Genomic DNA, 20,481 nt, shown 5'->3' with positions numbered 1-20,481 from the left:
TTATGCGTCAGCCGTTCAGGGGGAGTTGGACGACCAATAGCTTTCCGGCCATGGTCACTCCGCCGTCCATGGCGATGGCGAGGCCGTCGGCGTAGACGTGCGGTCCGTCGACGATCGGGCCTCCGCCTCCCTCGCCCTCCTCCGTGCCGACCTGTCCGAGGAGGTACGGGATGGGGCTGTGGCCGTGCACGATCCGGTGGCCGCCGTAGGTCGCGAGCAGTTCCTGGACGGCCTGCGGGCCGCCCTCGTCACGGAAGGCGAAGCGCTTGGTGAACTTCCGGAACACGTCCCAGACCTCGTCGGCGTCGTTCCGGTTGAGGATCTCGTGGACCGTGTCGTTGACGTCCTCGATGGTCTCGCCGTATTCGAGGTACGCGGTGGTGTCGGAGTGCAGGAGGAGGTGGTCGTCCTCCCGGACCACGGCGTCCAGGCGGGACATCCACTGGAGGTGGACGTCCTGGAGGCGGTCCATGTCGTGCTTCTGGCCGCCGTTGAGCAGCCAGGCCGCCTGGAAGGTGGCGGTGCCCGCGCCGGAGTTGACGGGGGTGTCGCCGAAGCGCTTGGCGCCGATGAGGAGCAGCTCGTGGTTGCCCATGAGGGCCTTGCAGTAGCCGCCGGCGGCGGCGGCCTCGGCGGAGAGCCGCATGACGAGGTCGATGACGCCGATGCCGTCGGGTCCGCGGTCGGTGAAGTCGCCGAGGAACCAGAGGCGTGCGTTGCCCGCGGACCAGCTGCCGTTCTCGTCGATGAGGCCCTGCGCGCGCAGGGCGGCGACGAGTTCGTCGAGGTAGCCGTGGACGTCGCCCACGACGAACAGCGGTCCCGGGCCCTCGCCGCCGGCGGGAGCGGGCTCGCTCGCGGCCTCGGGGGTGACGACGGGGACCTGGAGGGTGTCACCGCGCTGGATGACGGGGAGGTCGCGCTCGGTCGGCGTGTACCCCTCGGGCAGTTCGTCCTCGGGGAAGGCGTTGCCGGGGTGGCCGGTGGCGACGGAGACGATCGAGGAGCCGGTCGCGGCGGGGTACGCGGGGGCGATGCGGCGGCCCAGCTGGAGCGTCGGTTCGGCGGGCATGGGCGCGGTGGGGGCGGCGGGCGTGGTGGGGGCGGCGGACGGGGCCGCGGGGGTGATCGGTACGGCTTCGAGCGGCACGGCTTCGCCCAGGACGAACCGGGTCGGCCCGGGCGCGACGCGCGGTACCTGTCCGGACGGGTGGGACAGCCGGCGCTCGACGGGAGCGGGCGGCTCCACGGGAGCGGACTGCCCGGCGGAGGCGGACTGCCCGGCGGGAGCCGACTGACCGGCGGCGACCGGCGGCTCGGCGGGGGGAGTGCCGGGCGGCGCCGGTAGCGGCATCGGCTCGTTGGCCGGCGGCTCGGCGGCATGCCCCTGTACGGGTACCCGGGCGTACGGCGGTACGCGGAAGTCACGCAATGTCGCCGTGCGCGCCACGGGCTCCTGCCCGGCCCCCTGAGTCATCGACCCCTCCACCACCGTCGCGATGCCCTGCACATCGCGGCCCGGCCTGGTCGGGGTGGTCCACGATGTCGTGCGCCCATCATAGGAATGAGGGTCCTCCTGTGTGACGCACCAGGGGTGATGAATCCGGGTCCACTCCGGGTTCACCGGTCGTTTCGCCCGAATTGAGAAGGTCTAGTCCAGGGTTGGACCGGTGTGGCGGCCGGTTTCGCCGCCCCTGCCCACGGGCAGGGGCGGGGACGGCGGCGCGCCGGGCGGGTCGGTCCCCGCGTGGTCAGTCGTTCGCGGGTGAGCGTGGCGGGCTGACGGTCGTGCGTGGCGAACGGCGCTGCGAGGAGGTGCGGATGATGAGTTCGGTCGGTATCACCTGCTCCACCGGGCCGTCGGTGTCGGTCCCCTCGATGGCGTCGATGAGGAGCTGGACGACGGCGGTGCCGATGCGGCGGGGTTTGAGCGAGAGCGTCGTGATGGGCGGTTCGGTGGTGGCGTAGACGGTCGACTCGCTGCAGCAGACCAGCAGCAGGTCGTCCGGGACGCGCAGCCCGTAGCGGCGCGCGGCGGCGAGGAGGTCGGTTCCGTTGGGGTCGAAGAGGCCGTACACGGCGTCGGGCCGGTCCGGGCGGGCGAGCAGCCGGTCGGCCGCGACGGCGCCCGCGCACGGGTCGTGCGCCGGATAGGCCTCGTAGACGGGGTCCTGGCCCACCCGCTCGCACCAGTTCAGGTACGCGGTGGTGGACAGGCGGGTGTACGTGTCGGTGGTGGTTCCGGTGAGGAGACCGATGCGGCGGGCGCCGGCGTCGGCGAGGTGGTCGAGCAGGTCGAGGACGGCGGCTTCGTGGTCGTTGTCGACCCAGGCGGTGACCGGAAGGGTGCCGGCGGGGCGTCCGTCGGAGACGACGGGCAGGCCCTGGCGGACCAGTTCCGTGACGACCGGGTCGTGGTCGGAGGGGTCGATGACGACGGTGCCGTCGAGGGCGACGTTCGACCAGACGTCATGGCGGGAGGTGGCGGGGAGGATGACCAGGGCGTAGCCCCGGGCGAGTGCTGCCGATGTGGCGGCTCTGGCCATCTCCGCGAAGTACGCGAATTCGGTGAAGGTGAAAGGTTCATCCCCGTACGTCGTCACGGTCAGGCCGATGAGTCCCGATTTGCCCGTGCGGAGCGTGCGGGCGGCCGCGGACGGGCGGTAGCCCAGCCGGTCGGCGACCTCGCGCACGTGGCGGCGGGTGGCGTCCGGGAGTCGGCCCTTGCCGTTGAGCGCGTCGGAGACAGTCGTGATGGAGACCCCGGCGGCGGCGGCGACGTCCCGGATGCCCGCCCGGCCCTGCCGGCTTCCCCGGGTCTGTGCCCGGCTCACCTGGTGCTTCCCTGCTGCTGTCATGGCGAGCCGATAGTAGGGCGATGAGGGTCGGTTGGGACGGCCGCATATGCAAGCGTTGACAGGCACGTTTCTGCATGATCAAAAACCGTCAAGAGACTTGGAATCCAAGGTAGTTCAGGTCTTCGTCATGAGACCTGGGGTTCTCGAATGGCGTACGCCTGGTGAGGGGGTGAGGTCTCGAAGAGGTCTCAACTCACCTCTACGGGGGATGCGCGCTACGGCGCCCGCCACCGGCGCACGCCACCCAGCCGCGCGCTCCCCCCGGGGCGTCGCGTGTCCACAGCGTGTCCCTCCTGTTGTCCACAGGCCATTCGCAGCGGGGGCGAATCCTCTTAAGGTGAGGAGTATTGGCGGTACGGACGGTCGAGGAGGCCACACAGTGAGCGAGACCAGCGGGACGAGTACGGGCAGCCCGAAGCTGCGCGCCGAGCTGGACGGCGTCCCCACCTACAAGCCGGGCAAGCCGGCCGCCGCGGGCGGTCCGGTGGCCTTCAAGCTGTCGTCCAACGAGAACCCCTACCCGCCGCTGCCGGGGGTCATGGAGAGCACGCTGGCGGCCGCCGCGAACTTCAACCGCTACCCGGACATGGCCTGCACGGGCCTGATGGAGGAGCTGGCGGACCGTTTCGGCGTGCCCGTCTCGCACCTGGCCACCGGCACCGGCTCGGTCGGCGTCGCGCAGTCCCTCCTCCAGGCCACCTCGGGCCCGGGCGACGAGGTGATCTACGCCTGGCGCTCCTTCGAGGCGTACCCGATCATCACGCAGATCAGCGGGGCCACCTCGGTGCAGGTGCCGCTGACCGAGGGCGAGGTGCACGACCTCGACGCGATGGCGGAGGCGATCACCGACCGGACGCGGCTGATCTTCGTCTGCAACCCCAACAACCCGACCGGCACCGCGGTCCGCCGGGCGGAGCTGGAGCGGTTCCTCGACCGGGTGCCCTCCGACGTGCTGGTCGTGATCGACGAGGCGTACCGCGAGTTCGTCCGCGACGCCGACGTCCCGGACGGCATCGAGCTGTACCGCGACCGGCCGAACGTCGCCGTGCTGCGCACCTTCTCCAAGGCGTACGGCCTGGCGGGGCTGCGGGTCGGCTTCGCGATCGCCCACGAGCCGGTGGCGGCGGCGCTGCGCAAGACGGCGGTGCCGTTCGGCGTGAGCCAGCTGGCGCAGGACGCCGCGGTGGCCTCGCTGCGGGCCGAGGACGAACTGCTCGGGCGGGTCGGCTCGTTGGTGGCCGAGCGGGCGCGGGTCCACGCGGGGCTCGTGGCCCAGGGCTGGACCGTGCCGGACACCCAGGCGAACTTCGTCTGGCTGCGGCTCGGCGAGCGCACGGTGGACTTCGCGGCGGAGTGCGAGCGGCACGGTGTGGTGGTGCGGCCGTTCGCGGGCGAGGGCGTGCGCGTCACGATCGGTGAGACCGAGGCGAACGACCTGTTCCTGAAGGTGGCGGAGGGCTTCCGCAAGGAGGGGTGACCGAGCCGGAGCGGATCAGTCCGCGACGCGTTCCACGCGGATCGGGTCGCCGTCCCTGACGGTGGCCAGGATCCGCGGATCGCCGTCGAGCGAGCCCAGCAGGTTGCAGGGGCTCGCGAGCCGGCACTCGTCACCCCGCGAGATCGGGGTGGGGCCGTAGGGGAGGGCGAGGGCGTCGCCCTCGGTCCAGAAGGCCACGGTGCCGGGGTCGACGACCTGGCGAGCTCCGCCCTCGACGGCGGCGGAGACCGGGGTGTCGAAGTAGACCTCCTCGCCCCAGGTCCGGGCGGTGGAGGAGATCGGGAGGGCTCTCGCGAGCGCGCTGCTCGTGGGGGTCTCCTCAAGGGTGGCCGTGGTGTGTCCGGCCGGCCAGACGATGCGTATCCGAAGGGTCATGCCCGGGATTCAACAATATGTTGAAGGCCGAGGGAAGGGGTGACCCATGACATAGCCCCCCGTGACAGATACGGATTTCGTATGAGCAATAATATTGCTTGTGAATGTGAACGCGTTCACAAGCACCCCTTTTCTCCCGAAAACATGGGGAGGAAAGGGGCATGCTGCCGATTGATCACGGCGATGTAAGGAGAAGGACGTGGACCTCGCTCTGGCGCCAGAGACTCTGGCGCGCTGGCAGTTCGGCATCACCACCGTCTACCACTTCCTCTTCGTCCCCCTGACGATCTCCCTCGCCGCCCTCACCGCCGGTCTCCAGACGGCGTGGGTGCGGTCCGGGAAGGAGAAGTACCTCAGGGCGACGAAGTTCTGGGGCAAGCTCTTCCTGATCAACATCGCCATGGGAGTCGTCACCGGCATCGTGCAGGAGTTCCAGTTCGGCATGAACTGGTCCGACTACTCGCGCTTCGTCGGCGACATCTTCGGTGCCCCGCTCGCCTTCGAGGCGCTCATCGCCTTCTTCTTCGAGTCGACCTTCATCGGTCTGTGGATCTTCGGCTGGGACAAGCTGCCGAAGAGGATCCACCTCGCCTGCATCTGGATGGTGTCGATCGGCACGATCCTCTCCGCGTACTTCATCCTGGCGGCGAACTCCTGGATGCAGCACCCGGTGGGCTACCGCATCAACGCCGAGCGCGGCCGGGCCGAGCTCACCGACTTCTGGCTGGTGCTCACCCAGAACACCGCGCTCACCCAGTTCTTCCACACCATGACGGCGGCCTTCCTGGTCGGCGGGGCGTTCATGGTCGGCATCTCCGCCTTCCACCTGGCGCGGAAGAAGCACATCCCGGTGATGCGGACCTCGCTGCGGCTCGGCCTGATCACCCTGATCATCGCCGGCCTCGGCACCGCCGTCAGCGGTGACCTGCTCGGCAAGGTCATGTTCAAGCAGCAGCCGATGAAGATGGCCGCCGCCGAGGCGCTCTGGGACGGAGAGGCCCCCGCACCCTTCTCGATCTTCGCCTACGGCGACGTCGAGAAGGGCCACAACTCGGTGGCCGTAGAGATCCCCGGCCTGCTGTCCTTCCTCGCCAACGACGACTTCAGCTCGTACGTCCCCGGCATCAACGACGTCAACAAGGCCGAGCAGGAGAAGTTCGGGCCCGGCGACTACCGGCCCAACATCCCGGTCGCGTACTGGGGCTTCCGCTGGATGATCGGCTTCGGCATGGCCTCGCTGAGCCTGGGGATGCTCGGCCTCTGGCTGACCCGGAAGAAGTTCATGCTGGCACCGGGGCTGCGGACCGGGGAGGACGAGGTGCCGAACCTGGTCCTGTTCAAGCGGAAGGCGCTCAGCCCCCGCCTGGGCAAGTGGTACTGGATCACCGCCTTCTGGACCATGGCGTTCCCGCTGATCGCCAACTCCTGGGGCTGGATCTTCACGGAGATGGGCCGGCAGCCGTGGGTCGTCTACGGCGTGCTGCGCACCCGGGACGCCGTCTCCCCCGGCGTCTCCCAGGGCGAGGTGCTCACCTCGATGATCGTCTTCACCACGCTCTACGCGATTCTCGCCGTCATCGAGGTCAAGCTCCTCGTCAAGTACGTGAAGGCGGGACCGCCCGAGCTCACCGAGGACGACCTCAACCCGCCCACCAGGATCGGCGGGGACTCTCGTGACCCCGACCGCCCCATGGCCTTCTCGTACTGAGGCTCAGGAGATCGAGGCATGGAACTCCACGACGTCTGGTTCGTACTCATCGCCGTCCTCTGGATCGGCTACTTCTTCCTCGAGGGCTTCGACTTCGGGGTCGGCGTCCTCACCAAGCTGCTCGCCCGCGACCGGGCCGAGAAGCGGGTCCTCATCAACACCATCGGACCCGTCTGGGACGGCAACGAGGTGTGGCTGCTGACCGCCGGCGGCGCGACCTTCGCCGCGTTCCCCGAGTGGTACGCGACGCTGTTCTCCGGCTTCTACCTGCCGCTGCTGATCATCCTGGTCTGCCTGATCGTCCGGGGCGTCGCCTTCGAGTACCGGGCGAAGCGGCCCGAGGAGAACTGGCAGCGCAACTGGGAGCAGGCCATCTTCTGGACCTCGCTCATCCCGGCGATCCTCTGGGGCGTGGCCTTCGGCAACATCGTCCGGGGCGTGAAGATCGACGCGGAGATGGAGTACGTCGGCGGCTTCTGGGACCTGCTCAACCCGTACGCGCTCCTCGGCGGCCTGGTCACGCTCACCCTGTTCACCTTCCACGGCGCGGTCTTCGCCGCGCTGAAGACGGTGGGGGACATCCGGGTCCGGGCACGGGCGCTCGCGCTCAAGCTGGGTCTGGTGACGGCGGTGCTCGCGCTCGCCTTCCTGACCTGGACCCAGGTCGACACGGGAGACGGCTGGAGCCTCGTGGCGATGCTGGTCGCCGTGGTGGCCCTCGTCGGCGCGATCGGCGCGATCAGGGCGGGCCGTGAGGGCTGGTCCTTCGCGCTCTCGGGCGTGACGATCGCCGCCGCCGTGGCGATGCTCTTCCTGGCGCTCTTCCCGAACGTCATGCCCTCTTCGCTCGATCCCGCGTGGAGCCTTACCGTGACGAACGCGTCGTCGAGCCCGTACACGCTGAAGATCATGACCTGGTGCGCGGCGATCGCGACCCCGCTGGTGCTGCTCTACCAGAGCTGGACCTACTGGGTGTTCCGTAAGCGCATCGGTACGCAGCACATCGCCGACGCTCACTAGAGGGGCATGTTTCACGTGAAACCGATCGATCCGCGCCTGCTCCGGTACGCCCGGGCCACCCGCTTCTTCCTGGTCGCGGTGGTCGTCCTCGGCCTCATCGGGGCGGCGCTGGTCGTCGCCCAGGCGATGTTCATCGCCGAGATCGTGGTGGGGGCCTTCCAGAAGGGCCAGTCGGTTTCCGACCTGACCACCCCGCTGCTGCTGCTCGCCGGCGTCGCGGCGGCGCGGGGGCTGGTCTCCTGGCTGACCGAGCTCGCCGCCCACCGGGCGAGCGCGGCGGTCAAGTCCGAACTGCGCGGCCGGCTCCTCGGGACGGCGGCGGCGCTCGGCCCCGGCTGGCTGAGCGGCCAGAAGACCGGCTCGCTGATCGCGCTCGCGACGCGGGGAGTGGACGCGCTCGACGACTACTTCGCCCGCTATCTGCCGCAGCTGGGCCTCGCGGTGGTGGTGCCGGTGGCGGTCCTGGCCCGGATCGTCACCGAGGACTGGGTCTCGGCGGCGATCATCGTCGTCACCCTGCCGCTCATCCCGGTCTTCATGATCCTCATCGGCTGGTACACCCAGGCCCGGATGGACCGGCAGTGGAAGCTGCTCTCCCGGCTCTCCGGCCACTTCCTGGACGTGGTGGCCGGCCTGCCCACCCTCAAGATCTTCGGCCGGGCGAAGGCGCAGGCCGAGTCGATCCGTGCCATCACCTCGGAGTACCGCCAGGCGACGATGCGCACGCTGCGGATCGCCTTCCTCTCCTCCTTCGCCCTGGAACTCCTCGCGACCCTGTCGGTCGCGCTCGTCGCCGTGACGATCGGCATGCGGCTGGTCCACGGCGAACTCGACCTGTACACCGGACTCGTCATCCTGATCCTGGCCCCGGAGGCATACCTCCCCCTGCGACAGGTGGGGGCGCAGTTCCATGCGGCGGCCGAGGGGCTCGCGGCGGCGGAGGAGATCTTCGACGTCCTGGAGCAGCCGGTACGGGACGGCGGTACGGCGCCGGTGCCGGCTTCCCCGCGGCTCGAACTCGACCGGGTGACGGTACGCCACGAGGGACGCGCGGAACCCTCGCTCGACGCGGCGACGCTGACGGTCGAGCCCGGCGAGACGGTGGCCCTGGTCGGGCCGAGCGGCGTCGGGAAGTCCACGCTCCTCGACGTGGTGCTCGGCTTCGCGGTGCCCGAGGAGGGCGGTTCCGTGCGGGTCGGCGGCGAGGACCTCGCCACGCTCGACCAGGAGGCCTGGCGGTCGGGGATCGCCTGGGTGCCGCAGCGCCCCTACCTCTTCGCGGGCACGGTCGCCGAGAACGTACGGCTGGCCCGACCGGACGCCTCCGACGAGGCGGTACGTGAAGCGCTGCGGGACGCCGGAGCGGACGGGTTCGTCGCGGGACTCCCGGAGGGGCCCGACACGGCCCTCGGCGAGGACGGCGCGGGGCTCTCGGCGGGCCAGCGGCAACGGCTGGCGCTCGCCCGGGCGTTCCTGGCGGACCGGCCGCTGCTGCTGCTCGACGAGCCGACGGCGGCGCTCGACGGTGAGACCGAGGCGGGTGTCGTCGACGCGGTCCGGCGGCTCGCGACGGGGCGGACGGTACTCCTGGTCGTGCACCGGCCGGCGCTGCTCGCGGTCGCGGACCGCGTGGTGACGCTGGGCGGTCCGGCAGCGGCGGACGACGCCCGCGGTGCGCGTACGGCGGAGGGAGACGGGACCGTCGGGACCGTGCCTCCCTCTGTCGCCCCCGCGCCGGAACAGATGCCCGCGCCCGCCGCGGGCGAGCCGCTCACCACCGGACGGTCGGTGGCGGCGCGCGTGCGGGCGATGGCCGGGGAGCTCAAGGGGCGGATGGGCCTCGCGCTGCTGCTCGGGAGCCTGGCACTCGGGTCGGCCGTGGGGCTCATGGCGGTGTCCGGCTGGCTCATCTCGCGCGCCTCCGAGCAGCCGCCCGTGCTGTACCTGATGGTGGCCGTCACGGCCACGCGCGCCTTCGGCATCGGCCGGGCGGTGTTCCGGTACGCCGAGCGCCTCGTCTCGCACGACGCGGTGCTGCGGATGCTCGCCGAGCTGCGGGTCTCCGTCTACCGGCGCCTGGAACGGATCGCCCCCGCCGGGCTGCGCCGCACCCGGCGCGGCGACCTGCTCGCCCGGCTGGTCCACGACGTCGACGCGCTCCAGGACTACTGGCTGCGCTGGTGGCTGCCGGTCGGCGCGGCGCTCGTCGTGGGGGCGGCGTCCGCCGGGTTCACCGCCTGGCTGCTGCCCGAGGCCGGTGCCGTCCTCGCCGTGGGCCTGCTGGTCGCCGGCATCGCCGTACCGGCGGCCGGTGGCGCCCTCGCCCGCCGGGCCGAACGACGGCTGTCCCCCGCGCGCGGCACCCTGGCGACCGCCGTGGCCGATCTGCTCCGCGGCTGCGCCGAGCTGACGGTGGCGGGGGCCCTGTGGGGCAGGATCGATCGGACGCGGGACGCCGACCGCGCCCTCACCGGCATCGCCTCCCGGCAGGCCGCGGCCACCGCGCTCGGTGCCGGGCTCTCCGTACTGGTCTGCGGCCTGACGGTCGTGGCCGCCGCGTGCGTCGGGGTCCAGGGCGTGCGCGACGGACGCCTCGACGGAGTGGCCCTCGCCGTGGTCGTCCTCACGCCGCTCGCCGCCTTCGAGGCCGTCACCGGACTGCCGCTCGCCGTGCAGTACCGGCAGCGCGTCAAGCACAGCGCCGAGCGGGTCTTCGAGGTGCTCGACGCCCCCGTGCCCGTACACGAACCGGCCCGGCCCGCCACTCCCCCGGCGAGCCCGTTCCCGCTGGAGCTGGACGGCCTCTCGGCCCGGTACGCCGGACAGGAGCGGGCGGCACTCGCCGACTTCCGGCTCACCCTGGAGGCCGGACGCCGGGTCGCGGTCGTCGGCGCGTCCGGCTCCGGCAAGACCACGCTCGCCCAGGTGCTGCTGCGCTTCCTCGACGTCGAGCACGGGACGTACCGGATCGGCGGAGTGCCCGCCTGGGAGCTCGACGGCGACGCGGTGCGGCGCCTCGTCGGCCTCTGCGCCCAGGACGCCCACCTCTTCGACAGCTCCGTCCGCGAGAACCTGCGGCTCGCCCGCACCGGAGCGGACGACGACGAACTCCGCGAGGCGCTGCGCAGGGCCCGGCTGCTCGACTGGGTGGACGGACTCCCCGCCGGGCTCGACACCCTCGTGGGCGAGCACGGCTCCCGGATCTCCGGCGGCCAGCGCCAGCGCCTCGCGCTCGCGCGGGCCCTCCTGGCCGATTTCCCCGTCCTCGTCCTCGACGAGCCGGCCGAGCACCTCGACCTGGCCACCGCCGACGCGCTCACCGACGACCTGCTGCGGGCCACCGAGGGCCGTACCACCGTCCTCATCACGCACCGGCTGCACGGCCTCGACGCCGTCGACGAGGTGATCGTCCTCGACGAGGGCCGGACCGTGCAGCGCGGCCCGTACGCGGAACTGGCCACGGCGGACGGCCCCCTGCGCCGGATGCTGGAGCAGGAGAGGGAGGCGGATCTGCTGACCAGGGGAGAGAGGCGGCCGACTTTTCTCGCCAAATGGGACTAACTAGGCTCAAGCCCATGACCGCCGCAGCGTCCGACGCCCCGGACCCCCTGGAAGCCGCCACCCAGGCCACCCGCAGCCTCCAAGGACTGTCCACGGAGCTCACCGCCCGCGTACCGCAGCTCCTGGAGGCCATGCGTTCGGTCGGCACCGGGCTCGAACTCCACTCCACGCTCGACCGCATCTGCGAGACCGCCGCGGAACTCGCCGACGCGCGCTACGCCGCGATCGGCGTCGTCGACGACGAGGGCGAGGGCCTGTCCGACTTCGTGACCTTCGGTGTCGACGAGGACACGGCCCGCCGGATCGGCCGCCGCCCCGACGGCCACGCGGGTCTGCTCGGCGCGCTGATCCGCGATCCGCAGACCATCCGCCTCACCGATCTGTCCGCCGACCCCCGCGCGGCCGGCTTCCCGCCGGGCCATCCGCCGATGCGGACCTTCCTCGGCGTGCCCATCCGGGTCCAGGGCGAGATCTTCGGCAACCTCTACCTCGCGGAGAAGCGCGGCGGCGGCGAGTTCAACGACTACGACGTGCACATGGTCCGGGTGCTCGCCACCGAGGCGGGCATCGCCATCGGCAACGCCCGCCTCTACGAGGCGGCCCGGCAGCGCGAACGGTGGATCGACGGATCGGTCGCCGTCACCACCGCCCTGCTCTCCGGCGGAGACGCGGACGACGCCCTCACGGTCGTCGCCGAACAGGCCCGGCGGCTCGCCGACGCGGACGTCGGCATCGTGCTGCTGCCCGCCGAGGACGGCGGCCTGGAGATCGTCGCCGTCTCCTCTCCCCGGCCCACCAAGTCGCTCGGCGTGGTCATCCCGCCCGAGAGCGCCGTGGTCAAGGAACTCCTGGACGGCGAGGCGGTCTTCATCACCGACGCGTCGACCGACCCGCGCATGATCAGCCGGCTGACCTCCGCGTACGGGCCGAGCATGATGCTGCCGCTGCAGAGCGGCGGCCGGGTCCTGGGCGCGCTCGCCACGCCCCGCGTACGGGGTGCCCGGCAGTTCACCGAGGCGGAGCGGACGCTCGCCACCCAGTTCGCCTCGCAGGCCGCGCTGGCCCTGATGATGGCCGACGCGCAGCGGGACCGGGAGCGCCTCGCCGTGTACGAGGACCGTGACCGGATCGCCCGTGACCTGCACGACCTCGTCATCCAGCGGCTCTTCGCCACCGGGATGATGCTGGAGAGCGCCCAGCGCAGGTCCATCGTCCCGGCCGTCCGCGAGGGCGTGGGCAAGGCCGTCGACGAGCTGGACGTGACCATCCAGGAGATCCGTACGGCGATCTTCGCGCTCCAGCAGGGTCCCGCCGAAGCCCCCTCGGGACTGCGCACCCGCGTCCTGCGGGAGATCAACATGGCGGCCGTGCCGCTCGGTTTCAAGCCCGCGCACCGCTTCCTCGGCGCCATCGACTCGACGGTCGGGGAACTCACCGGCAAGAACCTCATCGCCGCCCTGCGCGAGGCACTCTCCAACGCCTTCCGGCATGCGGAGGCGGACCGGATCGAGGTCGCCGTCGACGCCACCGTGACCCTCCCCGACGGTTCCGCCGGGGTACGGCTCTCGGTCGCGGACGACGGCATCGGGATCCCGGCGGGCGGCCGCCGCAGCGGCCTGCGCAACCTGGCCCGGCGGGCCGAGTCGCTGGGCGGCGCGAGCTGGTGCGGGCCGGGCCTCGGTGAGGACGGCGGCGGCACGACGGTGGTGTGGGAGGCGCCGCTGTAGTTCCCGTACGGGGGTGCTCCGCCAACCCCCGTCCGGGGTGGGATCCGCCGCGCCCGTCTGTGCCGCGGGTCGTCCTCCGGGGCGGTCGGTGCCGGTCGTCCCCGTACGGGATGCCCGCCCCGGCCGTCAGTCGCGGGCCGCGGCGTGGTGCGCCGCGTTCAGGGCCTCGGCCACGAGCTGTTCGATGACGACGGCGACCCCGTCGTCGTTGTTGCCGACCGTACGGCCGGAGGCGGCGGCGATCACGGCGGGGTGGGCGTTGCCCATCGCGTACGAGCGGCCGGCCCAGCTCAGCATCTCGATGTCGTTCGGCATGTCGCCGAAGGCGACGACCTCGTCGGCCGTGATGCCGCGTTCGGCACAGCACAGTGCGAGGGTGGACGCCTTGGAGACGCCGAGCGCGCTGATCTCGACGAGCGCGGTGGGGCTGGAGCGGGTGAAGGACGCCAGGTCGCCGGCGGCGTCCCTGGCCACCGTGAGGAACACGTCGGGGTCGAGCTCGGGGTGCTGGGCGAGCAGCTTGAGCACGGGAGCCGCCGCGCCGGGCGTCTCCTCGAAGAGGAGCTTCTCGGCGGTGGCGACGGTGGCGCCGGGGTCGAGGAAGAACGGCGGGTACTGCGGCTCGTAGTGGATTCCGGTGGTGAGCTCGACGGCGAACGACGTGCCCGGCGCGGCGGCGCGCAGGGCACGGACGACGTCGAGCGCGACCGTCCGCTCCAGTGGCCGGACCTCCAGGAAGGTCTCGTCCCCGTGGAGGTCCACGACGGCGGCGCCGTTGGCACAGATCGCCAGGCCGTGGCCGTGGACGTGGTCACTGACGACGTCCATCCAGCGCGCCGGGCGGCCGGTGACGAAGAAGACCTCGATCCCGGCCTGCTCGGCCGCGGCGAGTGCGGCGACCGTGCGCTCGGAGACGGACTTGTCGTCGCGCAGCAGCGTGCCGTCGAGGTCGGTGGCGATCAGCCGGGGCGCCGGCGCGGAAGGGCGCGGGGAACGAGGAGAGGTCACCGCACCATTCTTCCGCACCGAGCGCACGTGCGTGCGGGGAGCCGCACATATGAGTGCCCTGCTTTCGGTCTTCCTGTGGCCGGTCCTACGCGGTGGGGGTCGGGGGCCGGGGTGGCCCGGCGCAGTGGGAGCCGGGGTGGCCCGGCGTAGGGGGCCCGGGGCTCGCCTGGGTGGGGGCCGGGGCGGCCCGGCCCGGCGGCCGGTGCCGGCCTGCCCGGGCCTCGGTGAGCCGCGACGCGCGGACGTGGCCGTAAACGTCCGTTCGGTTCGGGGTCGGACGGGGAAGACCTTCAGGAGGCAGGGGAGCCGACGGGGTCTCGGAGGGGTGACGGCATGGTCGCGGGGCGGCGGTCCGACGAGTGCGAGGCCTGCGGCGTGCCGTACGGGCGATGGGTCGCGAGCCTCGGCATGGCCCTCTGCGGGACCTGCGAGCGGGCCGGCACGGGGCATCCCGTACGAGAACCGGTGCTGGTCGGGGACGTGCTGGCGGGGATGACCGCCGTTGTGAGGTTCGCGGCGCGCTCCGGGAAGGCCGTACCTGAGGCGCGGAAGCCGTCGACGGGAGCGTGCGCGGCGGGCACCGACCGGCACCGCCCGGTGCGGGGGCGCCGGATCCCGAGGGACCAGGGGCAACCTGCCGATCAGGTTCCGGATACCCCCTAGAGTGTCCTGCCGATCATGCCGGGCTCGCCTGTACCCCTCCTGGATCTCGGACGTGCCGTGCCGGTCGCCCCGGCTGAGCGGCACGGCACGCCCCGGAGGCCAGCGGGTCAGCCCAGCTGGGCCGGGGCCTCGGTGGCGATGCGCTCGAAGACGGCCTGGTCGGCGGCGAAGCCGGAGTCCGGGATCGGCCAGTGGACGACGATCTCGGTGAAGCCCAGCTCGCGGTGGCGCCCGGCGAAGTCGACGAAGGCGTCCACGGACTCCAGCGGACGGTTCCGGTCCGGGGTGAAGCCGGTCAGCAGGATCTTGTCCAGCTCGGTCACGTCCCGGCCCGTCTCGGCGCACGCCTTGCCGAGCTTCTCGAGCTGGCCGCCCAGTGCCGCCACCGACTGCTCGGGGGTCCCCTCCTCGTACAGCTTGGGGTCGCCGGTCGTCACCCACGCCTGCCCGTGCCGGGCGGCCAGCCTCAGGCCGCGCGGTCCGGTCGCCGCCACCGCGAACGGCAGTCGCGGGCGCTGGACGCAGCCGGGGATGTTCCGGACCTCGTCCGCCGAGTAGAAGGTGCCGTGCTCGGTCACGACGTCCTCGGTGAGCAGCCGGTCGAGCAGTGCCACGAACTCGCCGAACCGGTCGGCCCGCTCCTTCGGCGTCCACGCCTCCTGTCCGAGCGCGGTGGCGTCGAAGCCGTTGCCGCCCGCCCCGATGCCGAGCGTGACCCGGCCGGCGGAGACGTCGTCCAGTGACATCAGCTCCTTGGCGAGCGTCACGGGGTGCCGGAAGTTGGGCGAGGTGACGAGGGTGCCGAGCCGGAGCCGTTCGGTGGCCGTCGCGGCGGCGGTGAGGGTGGGCAGCGCGCCGAACCAGGGGCCGTCGCGGAAGGTCCGCCAGGACAGGTGGTCGTAGGTGTAGGCGGCGTGGAAGCCGAGGTCCTCGGCGTGCCGCCACTTCCGGCGGCCACCGTCGTGCCAGCGGTCGACGGGAAGGATCACGGTGCTCAGGCGCAGGCTCATGCCCCCGAGCCTACGGTGGCCGGACGTGGTCGATCAGCGGACGTTCTTGTTCATCCAGGGGGTGAGCGAGGCGCCGGGGACGAGTTCCTTGTACGTCTCGTCGCCGGGGAGCGGAACGATCAGCCACCAGCCGGGCGGGAAGAACCGGCCCTTCACATGGGCGAGGCCGCCGTGGACGGAGCGGAGGAAGGCGGGGACGGCGTCGCGGGGCACGTCCGCGAATTCGATCCCCTCCACGAGGATCCTGGCGTCGTCCTCGGGGAAGACCTGGACCGTGACCGAGGGGGAGCCGCCCAGCTCGACGTACGCCTCGTGAGGCAGGGATCCGTCCGGGTCGAGGACGGCGAAAGCGCCGGAGGAGGTGCGACGGGAGGTGCGGTCCGCGCCGATGTCGTCGGTCACCGTCATCTCCAGGTGGAACTCCCGGGCCATCTCGCGGATCGCCGTGACGGCGGCTTCGGTGCTGGGCAGATGCGGGTGTGCCATGGGGTGATCATGCCAAACGGCTCTCGCGGGGGCGGGGTCACTCCGTGAGGCGGAGGTACTCGGGTGGCACGGCGTCGGCCAGCCAGACGCCGTTGGCGCTGACGCGGAAGACGTGTCCGGCCCGGTGCATGGCTCCGGCGTCCACGCTCAGCACGACGGGCCGGCCCCGGCGGGCGCCGACGCGGGTCGCGGTCTCCCGGTCGGGGGAGAGGTGCACGTGGTGGCGGGCCATCGGACGCAGTCCCTCCGCCCGGATCGCGGGGAGCCGGTCCGCGACCGTACCGTGGTAGAGGTACGCGGGCGGTTCGGCGGCCGGCAGGTCCAGGTCCACCTCGACGGTGTGGCCCTGGCTGGCGCGGATGCGGGTGCCTTCGATCGCGAAGCGCTTCTTGTCGTTGGTCGCGACGACGTGGTCGAGCTCCTCGCGGCTGATCGGGAAGCCGTGCTCGGCCGCGGCCCGGAGCAGTGCGTCGATCTCGGTCCAGCCGTTCCCGTCGAGGACGAGACCGATGCGCTCGGGCTGGTGACGCAGATGCTTGGAGAGGTACTTCGACACCTTCACGGTGCGTCGTTCGTCCCTCGGTTGTGAGGTCATGCCGTCAGGATGCCGGAGCGCCGATCGCCGGACCATCGAATTGACCCGCGTCGATTGATGGAAGCGAACATGTTTGATCCACAACCAAGGCGACTTATCCACAGGAGAGTTGGCGTTTCTGTGGACAACACCCTTGGCTTGTGGGTGAATTGGGCAACTTAGTTACTTTGATGGCGATTTGACGCGAGGGCGTCCAATGTCCTTTTCTGGAGCTCTCGTTCGGTGGCTGCCGTGACGAAGGCGGCGACACCCTCCGGCCCGACCAGCTGCTGAACCGCCTTGATCGTCCCCGCGGGTAGGGCCACCGTGCGCGGCTCCCCGCTCTGTGCGTGGGGAGCCGCGGTCGACAGATGGAACTGAAGGTGCTGGGGTGCCAACAGCTGCATGGCCCGCGCCAGTTCGGCGTCGACCGTCTGCTGGGCGAGCGGACGGAGCCGCCGCACCATCGTCGCCGCCTCGGCCGCGTCGGCGTCCGTCGGCGGCCGGTGCTCCAGGTAGCGCGCGAAGACGTGCTCGGTGGTGAACTCCAGGAATCGGGAGGCGATGTGCTCGACCTGCTCGCGAAGTTCCCGCAGATGATCGGTGATTGCCGTCAGCGGCACTCCCGCCGCGTACAACTCGACCGCCACGGAGAGCTCTTGTGGGCTCGGTACGAGGTACTCCTCGGTCTCCCGGTCGGGCAGCGGCTCCAGTACGCCGAGTTCGACGGCCTCCCGGATGGCGTCCTCGTCAGGCGTTCCGCCGAAGCGGGCGTCCAGCTCCGCGCGGGAGATCCGGGCCGCCTCCTCGTCCGTCCACGGCCCGTTGACCTCCGCGACCAGACCGAGCACCCCGCCGAGCCCCCGGCCGGTGTCCCAGGCCTCCAGGAGCTCCTTGATCGAGGCCAGGGTGTAACCCCGGTCGAGGAGATCGGCGATCTGCCGGAGCCGCGCGAGGTGGGCGTCGCCGTACACGTTCGACCGGCCCCGCCGCTCGGGGCGGGGCAGCAGACCGCGGTCCTGGTAGGCGCGGATCGTCCGGACCGTGGCCCCGCTGAGATGGGCGAGGTCCTCGATCCGGTACTCCGGCTGTGCTGACTGCTCGGACAAACCCGCTCCCACCGACCGCTTCCCGCACCCCGTCGCCGCGGGGCCCCTGCTGGGAGGGATCGTACGACCGCGCGCCCCTCCCGCACCCGGGGCCTGCCTCCCGGACGGACCCGGAAGGCAGGCCCCGCCCCCTACACGGGCGGCTGCCGGCGGGCGAGGGCCCGCAGCGTGCCGGGGCTCAGCCGGGACAGGAAGCGGGCGCCCCGGGCCTCGGGCGTCACCGGGACCACGGCCCGGTCGTGCAGGACCGCGCCCAGGACCGCGTCCGCGACCTTCTCCGGCGGGTAGTTCCGCAGCCCGTACAGCCGGGAGGCCTTCTTCTGCCGCCGCTTCTCCTCCGCCTCGTCGGTGACCCCGGCGAACCGGGCGGTCGCGGTGATGTTGGTGTTGACGATGCCGGGGCAGATCGCCGACACCCCGATGCCCTGGTCGGCCAGCTCGGCGCGGAGGCACTCGCTGAGCATCAGCACCGCCGCCTTCGACGTGCTGTACGCGGGCAGCGCGCGGGACGGCTGGAAGGCGGCGGCGGAGGCCGTGTTCACGATGTGACCGCCCTGGCCGCGCGCGGTCATCTGCGCGCCGAAGAACCGGGAACCGTGGATCACGCCCCACAGGTTCACGTCCAGGACCCGCTTCCACTCCTCGCTCGTCGTCTCGAAGAAGGAGCCGGTGAGCCCGATGCCCGCGTTGTTGACCAGGACGTCGACGATGCCGTACTCGCTCGCCACCTTGGCGGCCAGCTTCTCCATCGCCTGCTCGTCCGCGACGTCGACGGTCTCGCCCCAGGCCTCCGGGGCGCCGATCAGCCGGGCCATCTCCGCCGTGCGGACCGCTCCCTCGCCGTCCCGGTCCACGGCCACGACCCGGGCCCCGGCCTCCGCGAACGCGAAGGCGGTGGCCCGGCCTATGCCGCTGGCCGCGCCGGTCACCAGGACGAGCTGGCCGCCGAACCGCTCCGCGTACTCCGGCTTCACCCCGCTCTTCGCAGCCGTCTCCGCGGCCGGCTTCGGCGCCCTGGTCGCCGGCTCCTCGTTGGCCCGCACGAACTCGGCGATCCAGGCGGACAGCTGGTCGGGACGGGTGCGCGGCACCCAGTGCTTGGCGGGCAGGGTGCGCCGGGTCAGGTCCGGCACCCAGGTGCCCAGGTCGTCGTAGAGCCGCTCGGAGAGGAAGGCGTCACCGGTCGGGGTGATCAGCTGCACGGGCGCGTGCGCGTACGCGTCGGGGCGCGGCCGGCGGAGCCGCGCGCGGACGTTGTCCCGGTAGAGCCAGGCGCCGTGCCCCGCGTCGCTGGGCAGCGAGGGCGTCGGGTAGTCGCCGGCGGGGACCTTCTCGACCCGCTCCAGGATCCTCGGCCAGCGCTTGCCCAGCGGTCCGCGCCAGGCGAGCTCGGGGAGCACGGGCGTGTGCAGCATGTACACGTACCAGGACTTGGCGCCCTGGCCGAGGAGCTGACCGACCCGGCGCGGGGTGGGGCGGGTCATCCGCCGCTTGATCCAGTGCCCGAAGTGGTCGAGCGAGGGCCCCGACATCGAGGTGAAGGAGGCGATCCGGCCCTCGGTGCGCGGGACGGTGGCGAACTCCCAGGACTGCACCGAACCCCAGTCGTGGCCGACGAGGTGGACCGGCCGGTCGGGGCTGACGGCGTCGGCGACCGCGAGGAAGTCGTCCGTCAGCTTCTCCAGGGTGAAGCCGCCGCGCAGCGGGGCCGGCGCCGTCGACCGGCCGTGGCCCCTGACGTCGTACAGCACGACGTGGAACTCCTCGGCCAGCCGGGCCGCGACCTCCGACCAGACCTCCTTGGAGTCCGGGTATCCGTGCACGAGCAGGACGGTCGGCCGGTCCGCGTCGCCGAGCTCGGCGACGCACAGCTCGATCCCGCCCGTACGGACCCAGCGCTCCCGCGCCGTGCTCAGTCCGGCGATTCCCGCCATCAGACCGCTCCCTCGTTCCAGCGCCGCACGTGCGGCAGGTCGTCGTCCAGCCAGAACGCGCTCTGCTCGGGATCCTCCGAGTCGGTGACGACGAGGATCTCCTCGAACTTCGCGCCCGTCCCCCGGAAACCGAGGTGCGGCTCGACCGCCCACAGGCCGGGCCTGGGCGGGTGGTCGGAGAACTTGTACGGCGACCAGAGCGGCGACCAGCCGTCCCGGTGGCCGTGCAGGGCGTCGCTCGCGAGCCCTTTGAGCGCCTGCGTGCCGAACCCGAAGAGCGTCGGCGACCAGCGTCGCTCGCGCACCCGGTCGATCTTGTGGGCGATGACGCCGAAGGGATAGGCGCGGTGCCGGTTCGCGTACCCCTGGCGGACCATGAGCCGGTCCACGTCCTCGTATATCTCGCGCAGCGTGCGGCGCTCGCGCACCTCGCGCAGGATCAGCTCCCGGTGGTCCTCGAGGTCGGCGAGGAGCTTGTCGTGCAGGGGGTTGAGGCCGAGGCAGCCGCTGTAGCCGATGTCCGCCGTGTACCCCTTGTGGACGGGGGCCATGTCGAGGATGAACGGCATTCCCGCTTCCAGCCGCCGGTCGGTCGGGAAGAACTGCAGGGGGATCTTGAAGTCGACGAAGGCGGTCCGGTCCCCGAACCAGGCGAACGGCCGGTGGAACCAGTCCCGCACGCCGCGCTCGTACAGCCACTCCCGCTGCATCCGCGCGGCCTCGCGCTCGGTCACCCCCGGCTTGAGCTGCGCCGCGACGGCTTCCGCGCACTCGTAGGAGAGCCGCTGTACTTCCCTGAACCCCCGCAGCTCCGCGGAGAGTTCCCCTGTCACTGCCGAGGCCATGCCACCCGCCGTCCCGTGTGAGCGCCCGATCGCACTACGCGTCCGTAACTTGACACCGATGAATGTGACAATGCTCGGCGGCTGCGTCAAGGGGTCGGACGCGAG

The 20,481-nt window shown here is 71.9% G+C and carries 15 protein-coding genes; 5 read left to right on the top strand and 10 right to left on the bottom strand.

What is annotated here, in order from left to right:
- Window positions 1-7: 7 nt before the first annotated feature.
- Entirely contained in the window at window positions 8-1,432 is a 1,425-nt protein-coding gene (locus AC067A_RS12275) for a metallophosphoesterase (protein ID WP_478618776.1), read from the bottom strand.
- Window positions 1,433-1,751: 319 nt separating this feature from the next.
- The gene (locus tag AC067A_RS12270) at window positions 1,752-2,858 is read right to left on the bottom strand and encodes a LacI family DNA-binding transcriptional regulator (RefSeq protein WP_478618207.1); all 1,107 of its coding nucleotides are present in this window, start codon (window positions 2,856-2,858) and stop codon (window positions 1,752-1,754) included.
- A gap of 379 nt (window positions 2,859-3,237) precedes the next feature.
- Between AC067A_RS12270 and hisC the strand changes: the two genes are divergently transcribed.
- Window positions 3,238-4,335 (top strand): histidinol-phosphate transaminase, encoded by a 1,098-nt coding sequence (gene hisC, locus AC067A_RS12265; RefSeq protein ID WP_478618205.1) that lies wholly within the window; start codon window positions 3,238-3,240, stop codon window positions 4,333-4,335.
- Between the two features lie 15 nt (window positions 4,336-4,350).
- Here the strand turns inward: hisC and AC067A_RS12260 are convergent, their stop codons facing one another.
- Complete coding sequence (locus AC067A_RS12260; RefSeq protein WP_478618202.1) at window positions 4,351-4,731, bottom strand: cyclophilin-like fold protein; 381 nt, start codon at window positions 4,729-4,731, stop codon at window positions 4,351-4,353.
- Window positions 4,732-4,930: 199 nt separating this feature from the next.
- Here AC067A_RS12260 and AC067A_RS12255 point away from each other — a divergent pair, with 199 nt between their 5' ends.
- Genes AC067A_RS12255 through AC067A_RS12240 form a run of 4 tightly spaced genes read left to right on the top strand, consistent with a single transcriptional unit; the run spans window position 4,931 to window position 12,747 of the window.
- The gene (locus AC067A_RS12255) at window positions 4,931-6,439 is read left to right on the top strand and encodes a cytochrome ubiquinol oxidase subunit I (RefSeq protein ID WP_478618199.1); all 1,509 of its coding nucleotides are present in this window, start codon (window positions 4,931-4,933) and stop codon (window positions 6,437-6,439) included.
- 18 nt (window positions 6,440-6,457) lie between these two features.
- Window positions 6,458-7,459 (top strand): cytochrome d ubiquinol oxidase subunit II, encoded by a 1,002-nt coding sequence (gene cydB, locus AC067A_RS12250; RefSeq protein WP_478618197.1) that lies wholly within the window; start codon window positions 6,458-6,460, stop codon window positions 7,457-7,459.
- 15 nt (window positions 7,460-7,474) lie between these two features.
- The gene (gene cydD, locus AC067A_RS12245; RefSeq protein WP_478618194.1) at window positions 7,475-11,020 is read left to right on the top strand and encodes a thiol reductant ABC exporter subunit CydD; all 3,546 of its coding nucleotides are present in this window, start codon (window positions 7,475-7,477) and stop codon (window positions 11,018-11,020) included.
- Between the two features lie 14 nt (window positions 11,021-11,034).
- Complete coding sequence (locus AC067A_RS12240) at window positions 11,035-12,747, top strand: sensor histidine kinase (protein WP_478618192.1); 1,713 nt, start codon at window positions 11,035-11,037, stop codon at window positions 12,745-12,747.
- Between the two features lie 126 nt (window positions 12,748-12,873).
- Here AC067A_RS12240 and AC067A_RS12235 read toward each other — a convergent pair whose 3' ends face one another.
- From AC067A_RS12235 to AC067A_RS12205, 7 genes are all read right to left on the bottom strand, one after another.
- Complete coding sequence (locus AC067A_RS12235; RefSeq protein WP_478618189.1) at window positions 12,874-13,755, bottom strand: Cof-type HAD-IIB family hydrolase; 882 nt, start codon at window positions 13,753-13,755, stop codon at window positions 12,874-12,876.
- A gap of 770 nt (window positions 13,756-14,525) precedes the next feature.
- Window positions 14,526-15,428, bottom strand: coding sequence for an LLM class flavin-dependent oxidoreductase (locus AC067A_RS12230; RefSeq protein WP_478618186.1), 903 nt, complete (start codon window positions 15,426-15,428; stop codon window positions 14,526-14,528).
- A 33-nt stretch (window positions 15,429-15,461) separates the two neighbouring features.
- Window positions 15,462-15,914, bottom strand: a complete 453-nt coding sequence (locus tag AC067A_RS12225; protein ID WP_478618184.1) for a hypothetical protein — start codon at window positions 15,912-15,914, stop codon at window positions 15,462-15,464.
- A gap of 37 nt (window positions 15,915-15,951) precedes the next feature.
- Window positions 15,952-16,509: an RNA 2'-phosphotransferase gene (locus AC067A_RS12220; protein ID WP_478618181.1), complete on the bottom strand. Its 558-nt coding sequence runs from the start codon at window positions 16,507-16,509 to the stop codon at window positions 15,952-15,954.
- A 158-nt stretch (window positions 16,510-16,667) separates the two neighbouring features.
- Window positions 16,668-17,597: a MerR family transcriptional regulator gene (locus AC067A_RS12215; protein ID WP_478618178.1), complete on the bottom strand. Its 930-nt coding sequence runs from the start codon at window positions 17,595-17,597 to the stop codon at window positions 16,668-16,670.
- Window positions 17,598-17,728: 131 nt separating this feature from the next.
- The gene (locus tag AC067A_RS12210) at window positions 17,729-19,531 is read right to left on the bottom strand and encodes an SDR family oxidoreductase (RefSeq protein WP_478618175.1); all 1,803 of its coding nucleotides are present in this window, start codon (window positions 19,529-19,531) and stop codon (window positions 17,729-17,731) included.
- A complete protein-coding gene (locus tag AC067A_RS12205; protein WP_478618172.1) occupies window positions 19,531-20,376 on the bottom strand; it encodes a M24 family metallopeptidase in 846 nt (281 codons plus the stop codon). Before AC067A_RS12205 ends, AC067A_RS12210 begins: the two co-directional genes overlap by 1 nt.
- Window positions 20,377-20,481: the final 105 nt, after the last annotated feature.

The sequence above is a fragment of the Streptomyces sp. NPDC043176 genome, from assembly GCF_056436715.1.
Note: the sequence above shows the minus strand (reverse complement) of the source record. Positions and strands in the feature narration are given on the sequence as shown.